This window comes from Streptomyces sp. NPDC002476 (genome assembly GCF_042889785.1).
Classification (GTDB): Bacteria; Actinomycetota; Actinomycetes; order Streptomycetales; family Streptomycetaceae; genus Streptomyces.
Window position 1 is genome coordinate 71,280 of record NZ_JBIARH010000033.1, and the last position, 13,840, is coordinate 85,119.

At 70.8% G+C, this 13,840-nt stretch carries 12 protein-coding genes and 1 pseudogene; 8 read left to right on the forward strand and 5 right to left on the reverse strand.

The genetic code is table 11. The features are described 5' to 3' along the window. Positions 1-63: 63 nt before the first annotated feature. The 3 genes from ACFYXM_RS28920 to ACFYXM_RS28930 form a co-directional block, all read right to left on the reverse strand. A complete protein-coding gene (locus tag ACFYXM_RS28920) occupies positions 64-2,667 on the reverse strand; it encodes an ATP-binding protein (RefSeq protein ID WP_389293702.1) in 2,604 nt (867 codons plus the stop codon). Between the two features lie 270 nt (positions 2,668-2,937). After that, the gene (locus ACFYXM_RS28925; RefSeq protein ID WP_389293704.1) at positions 2,938-3,261 is read right to left on the reverse strand and encodes an STAS domain-containing protein; all 324 of its coding nucleotides are present in this window, start codon (positions 3,259-3,261) and stop codon (positions 2,938-2,940) included. A gap of 229 nt (positions 3,262-3,490) precedes the next feature. Further along, positions 3,491-4,339: a 3-hydroxyacyl-CoA dehydrogenase family protein gene (locus ACFYXM_RS28930; RefSeq protein WP_073791896.1), complete on the reverse strand. Its 849-nt coding sequence runs from the start codon at positions 4,337-4,339 to the stop codon at positions 3,491-3,493. A gap of 483 nt (positions 4,340-4,822) precedes the next feature. Between ACFYXM_RS28930 and ACFYXM_RS28935 the strand changes: the two genes are divergently transcribed. Together ACFYXM_RS28935 and ACFYXM_RS28940 are read left to right on the forward strand one after the other, a co-directional pair. Beyond that, positions 4,823-5,395, forward strand: coding sequence for a cob(I)yrinic acid a,c-diamide adenosyltransferase (locus ACFYXM_RS28935; protein ID WP_389293706.1), 573 nt, complete (start codon positions 4,823-4,825; stop codon positions 5,393-5,395). Positions 5,396-5,399: 4 nt separating this feature from the next. Next, the gene (locus tag ACFYXM_RS28940; RefSeq protein WP_389293708.1) at positions 5,400-5,567 is read left to right on the forward strand and encodes a hypothetical protein; all 168 of its coding nucleotides are present in this window, start codon (positions 5,400-5,402) and stop codon (positions 5,565-5,567) included. A gap of 127 nt (positions 5,568-5,694) precedes the next feature. Here the strand turns inward: ACFYXM_RS28940 and ACFYXM_RS28945 are convergent, their stop codons facing one another. Beyond that, positions 5,695-6,303, reverse strand: a complete 609-nt coding sequence (locus ACFYXM_RS28945) for a hypothetical protein (protein WP_389293709.1) — start codon at positions 6,301-6,303, stop codon at positions 5,695-5,697. A gap of 150 nt (positions 6,304-6,453) precedes the next feature. Here ACFYXM_RS28945 and ACFYXM_RS28950 point away from each other — a divergent pair, with 150 nt between their 5' ends. The 3 genes from ACFYXM_RS28950 to ACFYXM_RS28960 all read left to right on the forward strand — a co-directional run bounded on the left by ACFYXM_RS28950 (position 6,454) and on the right by ACFYXM_RS28960 (position 10,346). Further along, positions 6,454-7,650: a sensor histidine kinase gene (locus ACFYXM_RS28950; protein ID WP_389293728.1), complete on the forward strand. Its 1,197-nt coding sequence runs from the start codon at positions 6,454-6,456 to the stop codon at positions 7,648-7,650. Then, positions 7,647-8,297, forward strand: a complete 651-nt coding sequence (locus tag ACFYXM_RS28955) for a response regulator (RefSeq protein WP_389293711.1) — start codon at positions 7,647-7,649, stop codon at positions 8,295-8,297. The genes ACFYXM_RS28950 and ACFYXM_RS28955 overlap by 4 nt, the downstream gene beginning before the upstream one ends. A 174-nt stretch (positions 8,298-8,471) precedes the next feature. Beyond that, entirely contained in the window at positions 8,472-10,346 is a 1,875-nt protein-coding gene (locus tag ACFYXM_RS28960; RefSeq protein WP_389293713.1) for a glycosyl hydrolase family 18 protein, read from the forward strand. A 272-nt stretch (positions 10,347-10,618) separates the two neighbouring features. Here ACFYXM_RS28960 and ACFYXM_RS28965 read toward each other — a convergent pair whose 3' ends face one another. Further along, positions 10,619-11,743, reverse strand: coding sequence for an IS30 family transposase (locus ACFYXM_RS28965; protein ID WP_389293730.1), 1,125 nt, complete (start codon positions 11,741-11,743; stop codon positions 10,619-10,621). 423 nt (positions 11,744-12,166) lie between these two features. Between ACFYXM_RS28965 and ACFYXM_RS28970 the strand changes: the two genes are divergently transcribed. The 3 genes and pseudogenes from ACFYXM_RS28970 to ACFYXM_RS28980 form a co-directional block, all read left to right on the forward strand. After that, positions 12,167-12,982 carry a hypothetical protein gene (locus ACFYXM_RS28970; RefSeq protein ID WP_389293715.1) on the forward strand — a complete coding sequence of 272 codons (816 nt, stop codon included), beginning with the start codon at positions 12,167-12,169 and terminating at the stop codon, positions 12,980-12,982. Beyond that, positions 12,979-13,620 (forward strand): hypothetical protein, encoded by a 642-nt coding sequence (locus tag ACFYXM_RS28975; protein WP_389293717.1) that lies wholly within the window; start codon positions 12,979-12,981, stop codon positions 13,618-13,620. Before ACFYXM_RS28970 ends, ACFYXM_RS28975 begins: the two co-directional genes overlap by 4 nt. An 8-nt stretch (positions 13,621-13,628) precedes the next feature. Next, positions 13,629-13,840 (forward strand): annotated as a pseudogene (locus tag ACFYXM_RS28980) (hypothetical protein); the annotation flags it as partial.

Here is a 13,840-nt window from a genome sequence, read left to right on the forward strand (position 1 = left end):
GTCCGGCATCGGGGGTCTGTCGGCGTCAGCCTCCCGGCGTCCGGTGCGGGCTTCAGACCACGCTCAGACCACTGCAGGTCCGTCGTCCGCACCCTCCACCGACGGCGGGAGGGAGGACGAGGACGGCCCGCTCGCCGAGTCGGAGGTGTCCTCCGGCGGGGAGGGCGAGGGCTCCTCCGTGGCCGGATCCGTCGGTTCCGGGGAGTTGTCCTCCGTCTCGGTCGGGCTCGGGCTCGTCGGCGCCGTCGGCGTGGCCGGCTTCGTGGGGACGGTCGGCCCGGTCGGGGTGCCCGGCGAGGAACCGCCCTCGGACGGGGTGCCCGACGAAGGGCTGTCGCTCGGCTCCGTGGCGCCCGGCGACGGCGTACCGCTCCCGCTCGGCGCGACCTCGCTGCCGGACGGGCCGGGCGTCACCGCGCCGCCCCCGGACGTCTCGTCCCCGTACGCGGCCCCGTCCGCCGACCCGTCGTCCGACGCCCCGTTCCCGGCGTCGTCGGGGCCCGCCGACTCCTCGGACGTGACGCGGGGACGGTTTCCCGGGTCCCCGTCGCCGGACGTCACGCCCAGCACCACGAGCGTGCCGAGCACGGCGGCGAGAAGCGCTGCCGCGCCCACCGCGACGAGGCCCCGCCGGGAGGCTCCCAGCGGTTCGGGACGGCCCTTCCGCGCCGCGGCCCCCGGGGCGGTCGCGGGCGTGGTGCCGCGCGGGTGGATCACCGCGGTGGTCTCCGCGCCGGACCCCCGCGTCGGCTTCTGCGTCGCCGCGGTCGCCGGTGCGACGGGCAGCGGCGCCGTGTCCTCGTGCCGCGAGGCCGGTCCCGGCCGGCCCACCGGCACCGGACCGGCCGACGGCGGTTCGCCCGGAAACGGCCCCCCGGGCGGCGTCGCTCCGGACCGGTCCGCGACCAGGGCGAGCGCGCGCCGCCCGACCACCATGCCCGGCTTGTCGGCGAGCGCCCCGCGCATGCCGATCGACGTCTCCAGCTCCGTCCTGGCCCGGTCCGGATTCCCCGCGCAGAGCGCCAGGATGCCCAACTCGTGGTGGAAGTACGCCTCTTCGGCGACCTCACCGGCGACCCTGGCCGCCTCCTGGCCGATCCTCAGGGCCTTCTCCCAGGCGCCCCAGTGCAGTCCCGCCGCGAAGGCCGGGGCCGCGCTGTGGGCCGTCGGCACGGCCTCGGCGGCCTGCCCGTCGCCGTCCCCGGGGACGAGCCGCCCCATGGCCGCGATGACGGCGTCGGCCTCGGCGGTGACCCGTGCCGGGGTGACCGAGGGGTGCCCGGCCCACCAGGCGTAGTGCCGGGCCGCGGTACCGGCCCGCTCGGCGCTGTCGTCGCCGTACCCCGCGGCCTCCAACTGGGCGACGGCCCCCGCGGCCAGGCGGTAGCGGGAACCGGCCGGGGAGAGCAGTCCGCAGCCGGCCAGTTCACCGAGCGCGGCGTCCGCGTGGGTGTCCCCCACCAGGGCCGGAAGGTGCGCCTGGTGCGGCACCTCGCCGCCGAGCGCGACCGCGAAGCGCAGGGTGTCGCGGGCGGGCTCGCTGAGCCGTGAGGCGAGCAGCGCGGCGGGCGCCGCGGCCTTACCGAGGTCGGGCAGTGGAATGTGGACGCCGTCGGCGGCCTCGTCGTGTCCGAAGGGCGGCCGCGCCGCCGGGCCGTCCGCGCCGCCGGCTGTGCCCTCGCGCAGGTCGGAGGCGCCGTGGGCATCGGCGTCGGCGCGCTGCTGATCGCGATGGCGCAGCAGGGCGGCCGCCTGGACGAAACGCAGCGGCAGCCCCTCCGACTCGAACCAGAGGTCTCCCGCCCAGTTCTTCTCCTCGTCGGTGAGCGGACGTTCGGCGACCCGTTCCAGCAGCTCGACCGAGGAGCCCCGGCCGAGACCGGGGAGGAAGACCTCTTCGAGGTCCGAGTCCGCTTCGGGTGCGGCAATGTCCGGGGTCGCCGCGAACAGGAAGGCGCACTCCGGTGTGGCGTCGAGCAGTTCCTCCAGGGCGGCGCCGCCGAACTCCAGGTCGTCGAGCACGACGACGGCGCCGATCCTTCCGATGTGATCGAGGAGCCCGGCGCGGTCGGGCCGGTGCAACGGAGCGTCGTACACGGCCTCGAAGAGCGCGTACAGCAGGTCGGCGGCGGACCTGTTGAGGCCGGAGAGCCGTACGACACCGTCCGGCGCGAGGCCGACGCAGTCGGCGGCGACGGCGTCCAGCAGGGTGGTACGGCCCGAACCAGCCGGTCCGGTGAGCCGCACGGAGCGGCCGCGGGTCAGCAGCCGCACCAGCCGTTCGCGCTCCTCCGCGCGCTCCAGGAGGGGCGGCTGCGGGGCGGCCGGCCCCGGAGGCACGGGGGGCGCGGCGGCACGCTCTCGGGCGGCTCGGTCGGCCGCGGTGCGCCGTACCGGGGGTGCGGGCTGCTCCCCCGGCGGGTACAGCTCGACCTCGCTGCCGTCGATCGGGTTGACGGTGAGGAGGTAGTCACCCGATATGAGCCGGACGACACGGGCCGGGTGCGGTACCGGCTGACCGAAGTCCGGGGCGGCGGGGGTTCCCGCCATCGGACGGGGCGCGGCGCCCGGCGGCGGGGTGGGGGCGGACTCCTTCCCGTCGGCCGTCCTGCCGGCACCGTCGCCGTCCCCGCCGTACTCCCCCGGCCCCTGGTGTGTCGGGTCCATCGCCAAAGCCCCCAGACGCGTCGCGCGCGGTTGTCCCTCCCGGCCTCGCACGCCCTGCTGTCGGCTCCGGTCCGGTGTCCGCCCGGTGGGTCCCGTCAATCGGCGGACGGGCCGACCCTAGACGGTCGCCCGGTGCCCGCGCACAGCCGGGGGTCCGGGCCGTCCGATGCGCGCGTTCTCGTGCCGTATGCGGCTCTTCGCCCGCACCACATGGCCGAATCCGGACGCATCGAGGGCCGGGAACAGAGGGACTCCGAGGTCTCCGGGTCTCTACACGCGCGGCAGGGAGTCCGCGGCGATTCCGCCCTCGATGGCCAGGATGCGATGCAACCGCGTCGCGACCAGCAGGCGCTGCATCTGCGGCGGCACGCCGCGGAGCACCAGCCGTCGGCCGGCCCGCCCGGCCCGTCGGTGCGCGCCCATGATGACGCCGAGCCCGGTGGCGTCCCAGGAGTCCAGCTCGGTCAGGTCGAGCACCAGGTCGCCGGCTCCGTCGTCGAGGGCCGAGTGCAGGGCCGTACGGGCGTCCGCCGCGCTTCGGACGTCGAGGCGGCCCCCGACGACCAGTTCGACGTGGTCGCCCCTGATGTGCATATGCGCTCCCCGTGAATCTCCGTTGCAACGTTTCGTCTGTCTGTTCTGCCTCTCCCACAACTGACTGCGGCGGAGACAGGGAAGTTGCCGTCTGTAAGCGAATCGATGCCGATTTCACTCCGTGGGGTGACCACAGCTTGACGCGGCCCGGCCGGGCCCGGATGCCCCGCAGGACACCCCTGCCTCCGGGCCCGGCCGACGGCGGACCGGGCCGGAGGACCGGAGCGGATCAGTACGTGTAGAAGCCCTGCCCGCTCTTGCGGCCGATGTCACCGGCGTCCACCATCCGGCGCATCAGCTCCGGTGCGGCGAACTTCTCGTCCTGCGACTCGGTGTAGATGTTGTTCGTGGCGTGGAGCAGGATGTCGACGCCGGTCAGGTCGGCCGTGGCGAGCGGACCCATGGCGTGCCCGAAGCCCAGCTTGCAGGCGATGTCGATGTCCTCGGCCGTGGCGACGCCCGACTCGTACAGCTTGGCGGCCTCGACGACGAGCGCCGAGATCAGCCGGGTGGTCACGAAGCCGGCCACGTCACGGTTGACGACGATGCAGGTCTTGCCGACGGACTCGGCGAACTCCCGCGCGGTGGCGAGGGTTTCGTCGCTGGTCTTGTAGCCCCGGACGAGTTCGCACAGCCGCATCATCGGGACCGGCGAGAAGAAGTGCACACCGACGACGCGCTCGGGGCGCTCCGTCACCGCCGCGATCTTGGTGATCGGGATGGCGGAGGTGTTGGAGGCGAGAACGGCGTCATCCCGGACGATCTTGTCGAGGGACCGGAAGATCTCGTGCTTGACGTCGAGCTTCTCGAACACGGCCTCCACGACGACGTCCGCGTCGGCGACCGCGTCCAGGTCGGTGGTCGTGGTGATGCGGGCGAGCGCGGCCTCGGCGTCCGCCGCCTCCAGCTTCCCCTTGGAGACGAACTTCTCGTACGAGGCGCCGATGGCGTCCCGTCCGCGGGCCAGGGCCTCGTCGGTGACATCGCGCAGCACGACGTCCCAGCCCGCCTGGGCGGAGACCTGCGCGATGCCGGATCCCATGAGTCCGGCTCCGATGACGGCGAGCTTCCTGGCCACGTGTGCACCCCTCGGTTCGTATTCGCCTCTGCAGCGGATCCCTGAGCTGATCCCTGCACGGCCCCGGTCATAACGGTTGTTCACATTGCTCTTCGGCGGAGATTAGTACCCGTGAGAGGTCCTGTGACCACGAAGAGATGCGCGTCACGTCTCAGATGACGGACATCACACCGGCACCCGTCATCCGGCGGCGCGCCGGGCACAGTTGAGGACCCGCACGGCCCGTCGCGCGGCGCACGCGCTCCCCCGCGGGACAGGAGCCGGGCCCGGCCTCCGGCCGGACGACGGCGGTGCGGGGAGCAGGACCTAAGGGCTGTCCCGTCATCCGTGGCGGACCAGCGCGCGGCGTCGGATGCGGTGCATCGCAAGGCGGAGAGGCGTCCGCATACTGGATGTATGCGGACGTTCCGACAACGCGGCGAGGTGCCGCAGCTGTCGTCGCGCGCCCGCCGGGGATGACGGGACAGCCCTTAGGCTGGCCGTATGGTCAATCTGACACGTATCTACACCCGCACCGGCGACCAGGGCACCACCAGCCTCGGTGACATGTCCCGGACCGCCAAGACCGATCTTCGGATCGCCGCGTACGCCGACACGAACGAGGCCAATGCCGTCATCGGCACGGCCGTCGCGCTCGGCGAGCTGTCCGAGGACGTCGTGAAGGTCCTCGCCCGCGTGCAGAACGACCTGTTCGACGTGGGCGCGGACCTGTCGACCCCGGTCGTCGAGAACCCGAAGTACCCGCCGCTGAGGGTGGAGCAGAGCTACGTCGACAAGCTGGAGGCGGACTGCGACCGCTTCCTGGAACCGCTGGAGAAGCTGCGCAGCTTCATCCTGCCCGGCGGTACGCCGGGGGCGGCGCTCCTGCATCAGGCATGCACGGTGGTGCGGCGCGCGGAGCGGTCCACCTGGGCGGCGCTGGAGGTTCACGGCGAGACGATGAACGCGCTGACGGCGACGTATCTCAACCGGCTCTCGGACCTGCTGTTCATCCTCGCGCGGACGGCGAACAAGGAGGTCGGCGACGTGCTGTGGGTGCCCGGCGGGGAGCGGTAGTGCTGTGACCGGGAAGGTTCACCGGCTCGCGACGCCCGGCACGACACCTCGCGGCGTTGTCGCATCACCCGCGTACGTCCAGTACGCGGACGATGCTCCGCTCCGCCCCGCGTGCTCGCCGTACGGGGCCGACGCCGTACGGACGGACGGAACGGCCGTACGGGCGCGGTGACCGCACCCGTACGGCCGCTCCACAGCTTCTCGGACCGGTTCACCGCACCGTGTCGCCGGCCGCTTCGCCGCACCGCTTCCCCGGCCGGCTCACGGCTTCTCGCCGTCCGACCGTGTCCCCGGCCGGCTCACCACTTCTCCGGCCGGTTCATCGCTTCCTGGCCGGCTTCCGCCGCGTCACCGCCGCCCGCTCCCCGCTCCGCCGCGGGCTCCCGCTTCGGGAACAGCGTGTAGCCGCCCGCGACGGCGACGTTGATCCCGATCAGGAGCAGCATCTTCTTCTGCCAATCCTGGAGCGTCGACGCGTCGCCGTCCCCGCCCACGTACCAGATCGCCGCCTGGAGCAGCGCCAGCGCCGTCACCGCGGCGACCGTCCAGCGCGCGGCGACCTTCCACTCGTGCACCGCGCGCGCCATGCCGTACTTCGGCGGCTTGACCGGCGGCGGGCCGCCCGCGAAACGGTGGGCGACCCTGGCGTCGACCCAGCGGATCGTGGAGTGCCCGAGGCCCACGGTGAAGCCGATGTAGACGGCGGCCAGCCCGTGCCTCATGTCCGGCTCGGCCCCGTTCTTCAGGTCGATCGCCGTCACCACCAGCAGCACGACCTCCAGCAGCGGCTCGCACAGCAGCACGGCCGCTCCCAGGCGCGGCTTCTTCGCCAGATACCGCAGCGCCAGCCCCGCGGCCAGCAGCACCCAGAAGCCGACCTCGCAGAGCACGATCAACGTGACGATCACGCCCGTCTCCTTCCCGTTGCCCCCAGCCTCCCGTCCGCGCCGCCCGGGCACGTCGTCGCCGGTGACGAACCTCGACTGCATCCTTCGATGTACGCGCACATCGCCCGCGGCACCGAGGCCTCCACCCGCGCGGCCGTGTTGGATGGGAGGGTGTTCTCCTTCCTCCGTCCGCACCGCCACGACGTGCTCATCGCGGTCATCGGCCTCCTCAGCGGCCTGTTGCTGTGGGCGCTGGGGCTGCACACGCAGGGCGGCCGGATCTTCTCCGCCCCCTGGGTCTCCCTGCTGCCGCTCGCCGTCGTCTCGGCGTTCGTACTCGTCCGCAGAACGGCTCCGCAGACGGGTCTGATCGTCGGCACTTTCGCAGTGGTCGCGGACCAGTTCACGGTCGGGAACATGGCGACCGTCGTACTGTTCACCGACCTGATGTACGCGGCGGTGCTGTACGGGACACCGGCCGCCGCCCGCCGCATCCCGGTGACCACGTTCCTGATCACGGTCGCGGTCACGATCGGTTTCCTGGCGTGGTTCCGCAATCCGGAGGCCCTGCTCGTCGGGATCCTCACCGGTGTGGTCTCGTTCGGTCCCGCGATCACCGGCGTCAGCGTCCGCAACCACCGCGACGCCGCCGAGGCGGCCCGGCTGCGGGCCGAACAGACCGCGCTGCTCGCCGAGATGGACCGCACCCAGGCGGTGACCGCGGAACGCTCCCGGATGGCAAGGGAGTTGCACGACCTGGTGGCCAACCATCTCTCCGCGATCGCGATCCACTCCACCGCCGCGCTCTCCATCGACGACCCGGCCACCTCGCGCGAGGTGCTGGGAGTGATCCGCGAGAACAGCGTCGAGGGGCTCGCCGAGATGCGCCGGCTGATCGGGCTGCTGCGCACCGGTGGCGCGGACGCCGAGCCGAGCGCCTCGCCGACCCTGGACGCGCTGGACGCACTGGTCGAACAGGCCGGTACGAACGCCGGGAGGAGTGGGCTGACCTGCACCTTCGAGGACGCGCGCGAGGAGCGTGGGCCGGTGCCCGCACCCGTCGAACTGGCCTCCTACCGAATAGTCCAGGAGTCCCTGACGAACACGCTCAAGCACGCCGCGCCCGGCCCGGTCGCGGTGCGGCTCGGGCGCGCCGGGTCCTCGCTCACGGTGGAGGTCAGCAGTGTGTTCGGCGACCGTTCCGGGCCGCGCGCGCCGGGATCGGGGGCCGGTCTCGTGGGCATGCGGGAACGGGTGGCGCTGCTGGGCGGAACGATCGAGGCGGGGCCGGTGGACGACGGCTCCGGAACAAAGATCTGGCGGGTACGGGCCGAACTGCCCGTGGACGAAGGGAACGTGGGGGAATGACGATCCGGGTCCTGGTAGCCGAGGACCAGTCGGCCGTCCGTGCGGGGCTGGTGCTCATCCTGCGCAGCGCGCCGGACATCGAGGTGGTCGGCGAGGCGGCGGACGGCGAGGCGGCGGTGCGGCTGACCCGCGAACTCCGGCCGGACGTGGTGCTGATGGATGTCCAGATGCCGCGTCTGGACGGGGTTTCGGCGACGCGTCAGGTGACCGGCGAAGGGCTGGCGGACGTGCTGGTACTGACGACGTTCGACCTCGACGAGTACGTCTTCGGCGCACTGCGGGCGGGGGCGGCGGGCTTCCTGCTGAAGAACGCCGAGGCCCGCGATCTGCTGGAGGCGGTGCGCACGGTGGCGCGCGGCGAGGGGCTGATCGCTCCGGCGGTGACCCGTCGGCTGATCGCGGAGTTCGCCGGTACGCGGCCCGTGCGGACGGCCCACGCGCCCGATCCGAAGGTGCTCGACGCGCTGACCAGGCGGGAGCGGGAGGTGCTCGGCTGCCTCGGCGAGGGACTGTCGAACGCGGAGATCGCGGTCCGCCTCTCGATGGCCGAGGCGACCGTGAAGACGCACGTCAGCAGGGTACTGGGCAAGCTCAATCTGCGCAGCCGGCTCCAGGCGGCGGTACTGGCGCAGGAGTTGGGCATGTGAGGCCGGAAGAACGATCTTTGGTATGGACCTCTTGACGATTGGTCCAGACCTTCCTAATCTCGCCGCACAACACACTGCGGTGAGTGCGCCATGACAAGGCGTGCTCTGGGCGGCGCAGGGTTTGCAGTCCACGGACCACCCCCCGATTGTCCGGACCTCACCCGAGGAGCACCGTTGAGCACTGAAACCCCCCTACGCCGGGCCCGATTCAGACTCGGGACCGGGAGAGCCACCAGATCCAGAGCGGTCGCGGGCGTCACCGCGCTGCTCCTTCCGCTCGCCGCCATGGTGGGCCTGGCCTCCCCCGCCGAGGCCGCCGACTCGGCGACCGCCACGTACCTCAAGAAGTCCGACTGGGGCGGTGGCTTCGAGGGCCGGTGGACGGTGAAGAACACCGGCACCACCGCCCTGTCCTCCTGGACCATCGAGTGGGACTTCCCCTCGGGCACCTCGGTCGGCTCCGCCTGGGACGCCACCGTCACCGGGTCCGGCAACCACTGGACCGCCAAGAACCTCGGCTGGAACGGCACCGTCGCCCCCGGTGCCAGTGTCTCCTTCGGCTTCAACGGCACCGGCTCCGGCGCCCCCACCGGCTGCAAGCTGAACGGCAACCCGTGCGACGGCGGCAGCGTCCCCGGCGACAACGCCCCCTCCGCTCCTGGCACCCCCACCGCGAGCAACATCACCGACACCTCGGTCAAGCTGAGCTGGTCCGCCGCGACCGACGACAAGGGCGTCAAGAACTACGACGTGCTGCGCGACGGCGCGGTCGTCGCCACGGTCACCGGCACCACCCACACCGACACCGGCCTGACCGCGGGCTCCGACTACTCGTACACCGTGCGGGCCCGTGACACCGCCGACCAGACCGGCCCGGTCAGCGGCTCGGTCAAGGTCCGCACCACGGGCGGTGGCGGCGAGACCCCCGGCCCCGGTGGCAAGATCAACCTCGGCTACTTCACCGAGTGGGGCGTCTACGGGCGGAACTACCACGTCAAGAACCTCGACACCTCCGGCTCCGCCGCGAAGATCACGCACATCAACTACGCCTTCGGCAACGTGACCGGCGGCAAGTGCGCGATCGGTGACTCGTACGCCGACTACGAGAAGGCGTACACCGCCGACCAGTCGGTCGACGGCGTCGCGGACACCTGGGACCAGCCGCTGCGCGGCAGCTTCAACCAGCTGCGCAAGCTCAAGGCGAAGTACCCCCACATCAAGGTCCTGTGGTCGTTCGGCGGCTGGACCTGGTCCGGCGGCTTCGGTGACGCCGCGAAGAACCCGGCCGCGTTCGCCGAGTCCTGCTACAACCTGGTCGAGGACCCGCGCTGGGCCGATGTCTTCGACGGCATCGACGTGGACTGGGAGTACCCCAACGCCTGTGGTCTGACCTGCGACACCAGCGGCCCGAACGCGCTGAAGGCCATCACCTCCGCGCTCCGCGCCAAGTTCGGCGGCAAGAACCTGGTGACGGCCGCCATCACCGCCGATGCCTCCGCCGGCGGCAAGATCGACGCCACCGACTACGCGGGCGCCGCCCAGTCCCTGGACTGGTACAACGTGATGACGTACGACTTCTTCGGCGCCTGGGAAGCGAAGGGCCCGACCGCCCCGCACTCCCCGCTGACCTCGTACGACGGCATCCCGAAGGCCGGCTTCACCTCCGCCGAGGCCATCGCCAAGCTGAAGGCCCAGGGCGTCCCCGCCTCCAAGCTGCTGCTCGGCATCGGCTTCTACGGCCGCGGCTGGACCGGCGTCACCCAGGACGCGCCCGGCGGCACCGCCACCGGCGCCGCCCCCGGCACCTACGAGACCGGCATCGACGACTACAAGGTCCTCAAGAACAGCTGCCCCGTCACCGGCACCATCGCGGGCACGGCGTACGCCCGCTGCGGCAACAACTGGTGGAGCTACGACACCCCGGCCACCATCGCGTCCAAGATGACGTGGGCGAAGGGCCAGGGCCTGGGAGGCGCGTTCTTCTGGGAGTTCAGCGGTGACACCACCAACGGTGAGCTGGTCGGTGCGATCAGCAACGGCCTGAAGTAGCCGCGTCGCGCGGCACCGACCGGGTGCCGCGCACACTCCGGAAAGCCACCGGGGAGACAGGTCCGCCCCCTGTCTCCCCGGTTCTCGCGTCTTGGCCGCCGGATTCCCTGCCGGCACGGGACGTCCCGGCCGATACGGAACGGCCCGCACGGCCCGGACCGGGGCCGGCCGGACCCGCCCACACCGGCCGCGCGCACCGCGTACCGGTCGCATGTGAAGGGGCGCCCCCTCTCGGCGGTTTCTAGCGGTCGTCGCAACACGTGGTCGGTTGTCTAGGCCGTGAGCAGTTTATGCAGGCGCTCGGCTGGGGTTTCCCAGCCGAGCGTTTTGCGTGGGCGGCGGTTGAGCTGGTCGGCGACGGCGGCGAGGTGTTCGGGGGTGTGGACGGACAAGTCGGTGCCCTTGGGGAAGTACTGCCGCAGCAGGCCGTTGGTGTTCTCGTTCGAGCCGCGTTGCCAGGGGCTGGCGGGGTCGCAGAAGTAGACCGGGATGTCGGTGGCGAGGGTGAACTCGCCGTGCCGGGCCATCTCGCTGCCCTGGTCCCAGGTCAGGGACCGCATCAGTTGGGCGGGCAGGGTCTGGACAGTGGCTGTCAGCGCCGTGAGGACGGCCTCGGCCCCGTGATCGCCGGGCAGGTGCAGCAGCGTGACATAGCGGGTGGCGCGCTCCACCAGGGTGCCGATCGCGGACTTGCCGTCCGCGCCGGTGATCAGGTCGCCCTCCCAGTGGCCTGGCAGGGCCCGGTCCTCGGCCTCGGCGGGGCGTTCGCTGATCATCACCATGGGTGTAGTGAAGCGTGGCTGGCGGGCGCAGTTGGCCTGCTTCTGGGGCCTGCGGCGGGCGCGGCCGGAACGCAGGGCTCCGGCGAGCTCACGCCGCAGCTGACCCCGGCCCTGGACGTAGAGGGCCTGGTAGACGGTCTCGTGGACCACGTGCATCTCCGGCCGGTCGGGGAATCGTGTCCGCAGAGCTTGGCATATCTGCTCCGGGCTCCATTTCTCGTCCAGCATCGTCTGGACGGCGTCCCGCAGTTCCGCGTTCTGGATGATCTTGCGGCGTTTGGGCCGGGGCCGGCGGGCGTCCGCGCGGGCCTGGGCGGCGTGCGGGCGATAAGCCTCGCACTCGGGGTGGCGGTTGCGGCGGATCTCACGGCTGACCGTCGAGGGACTGCGGCCCAGTTCCGCGGCGATCGCCCGCACTGTGGCCTTCTCCCGGAGCCGGTCGGCGATGTGTATGCGGTCTGCTTCCCGCAGGTACCGGGACGGCCCGGCAGGCACTGCCACCGCGTTGACCGGTGGCAACGCCTTCCGGTTTCCGTATGCGTGACGCCCGTTGCGCCACTTCTGGCCGGTCCGGCGGTCTATCCCGACGATCCGGCACGCTTCCCGGTTGCTCACACCCTGCTGCATGAGCCGGGAGTATGCCTCCCGCTCCCGGATGAGCTTCTTCCTGCCCTGAGGCTTCGTCCGGTCCTTACGGATCTCGAAGTCCATCGCACCCCTTGAACTGGGGTGTTACAACGACTCCTAGAACCCAAGGTGTCAGGGACGCCCCTTCGTCGTGGGGGCTGTCTCAGCTTGAATCGCCTCTGTGCCCTTGTTGAATTAAGGTGTGCGGACCAAGCGTGGGCCACGGTCCATCGGGTCGCATACCGTTGACCTGCACATACAGGGCCATGCGAAAGGGGCGTCCGGTCATGGGACGCCCCTTGGGGAGACCGGGGTAATGCCGACCGAACGCAAGGTTGAATGGTGGGCTTCCGGCATGCCCACTACCAGGACGCTCTCCGGGGATACGCGTTGCTGACCTATCACGAGGCCATGACCACTGACTTCGGCCTTCTCACCACGGCCGCAACCGCGTGGGACGACATGGCCGCAGAACTCAAGAAGGTCGAAGAGCGGTACAAGAGCGCTGTCCTGTCCATCGCAATGTGCTCCTCCTGGGCAGGTGTGTCGGCAAGTGCCGCCGACCGCCGGTTCGTCGGAACCCACTACGAGTATCAGGCGGCGCAGACCCAGGCGAAGGCCACCGCCAAACTGTTGCGCGCGGGGCGCGAGCGATTCGCCGAGCTCAAGAAGATCCTGGAGTCCGCACGCACGGACGCCGTGGACGCGGGCATGAAGGTGTCGGAACAGGGCCGTGTCGCCTATGACTACGATCGGCTGACCAGCCAGCAGCGTGCTGACCTTCAGGCGGATGCCGAGGCTCTCCAAAGCGTCAAGGAGAACGAGACGTCCTGGGCTGAGTACATCGATGCGTGCGTGAAGTCCTTCGACGAGGCGGACAAGGATCTCAAGGCGTCGTTGGAGACTGTCGTCACGGACGACATCAGCGGCAGCGCAAACGATATGACGTTCGGCAGCGGATTCAACGGCCAGGCGAAGGGGGACATGATCGCAGCCGCCCCGCCGAGTGACGATGACGACATATCCCTCGATCTGAGCTCGCTGATGATGGATCCCAAAACAGAGACCTTGAGCATGTGGTCGGCGCGCGCCCAGGGCGACATCGTCACCAGGATCTCGGGCAACGCGGAATGGGCAGGCTCTACTCCCGTTATGTATCGGGAACCATCTCCATCGCCGCCTTCGCCAGGGCGACCGCCGTCACGGTTCCCGGCGCGTTCGCCTTGATCCAGGCCTACCGAAATCCCGGCGTTTCCTTGAACGCCCCGGGCACACTGACTGCTCGGCTCATCAACGGCAGCATGAACGCGTCCAGGGCCACCAATGTGCTGAACAGTCTCTCCCCCGCCGCGCGATCGGCCATCGGCGGATCCAATGCCTTGGCCGCGCAGTACGGCTCGTACATGAAGAACGGCGCGCTGATCACGCCCACGGCCAGCCAGGCGAACCTTCTCACGGTCGCGGAGAGCGGCGGCCTGGCCAATGCGGCCAAGACGGCCGGCGCGATGCGGGGGCTGGGCATCGTAGGGTCCGCGGGCGCGACGCTCTACGGTGTCGCGAACCTCTCCACCTACGACTCCGAGAAGATCGCGAACAATCCTGACAAGTTCGCCTCCGACCTGACGGGCACCGCGTTCAACGCGACCCTGACCGCCGCGATGGTCGCGCCGAACCCGGTCACCGTGGGCCTGGCCGTCGGCACCGGCGTCGTCTACGCCGGCGCCCTCGTCTGGGAGAACCGGGAGAACATCGCCGACGCGTGGAACACGTCCACCGACTGGGTGGGGGACAAGGCCGAAGACCTCGGGAAGGGGATAGCGTCCGGCGCGAGACGGGTCGGCAAATTCCTCAACCCGTTTGATTAGGAGCGACATTGACCACCTCGTTCGAGATGAGAGAAGTACGCAAGGAGCACGGGCGCTGCTTGTCCGGCACCTCTGGGGAGTTCGGCGAAATCGAAGTGATTTACCCGGTGGATCTCGGCCCCACCGGCGGAACAGGTGCCCAAGTGCAAGGCGGCGCGATTCCGACGGCGCTCCTGATCGGGTGGTCGATCTTTGACAACAAGCCGCGGCTGACGGGTGC

What these genes read in the sequence shown, in the direction of transcription:
- ACFYXM_RS28920 (WP_389293702.1), bottom strand. Translation starts at nt 2,667, where the DNA reads ATGGACCCGACACACCAGGGGCCGGGGGAGTACGGCGGGGACGGCGAC.
- ACFYXM_RS28925 (WP_389293704.1), bottom strand. Translation starts at nt 3,261, where the DNA reads ATGCACATCAGGGGCGACCACGTCGAACTGGTCGTCGGGGGCCGCCTC.
- ACFYXM_RS28955 (WP_389293711.1), top strand. Translation starts at nt 7,647, where the DNA reads ATGACGATCCGGGTCCTGGTAGCCGAGGACCAGTCGGCCGTCCGTGCG.
- ACFYXM_RS28935 (WP_389293706.1), top strand. Translation starts at nt 4,823, where the DNA reads ATGGTCAATCTGACACGTATCTACACCCGCACCGGCGACCAGGGCACC.
- ACFYXM_RS28970 (WP_389293715.1), top strand. Translation starts at nt 12,167, where the DNA reads ATGACCACTGACTTCGGCCTTCTCACCACGGCCGCAACCGCGTGGGAC.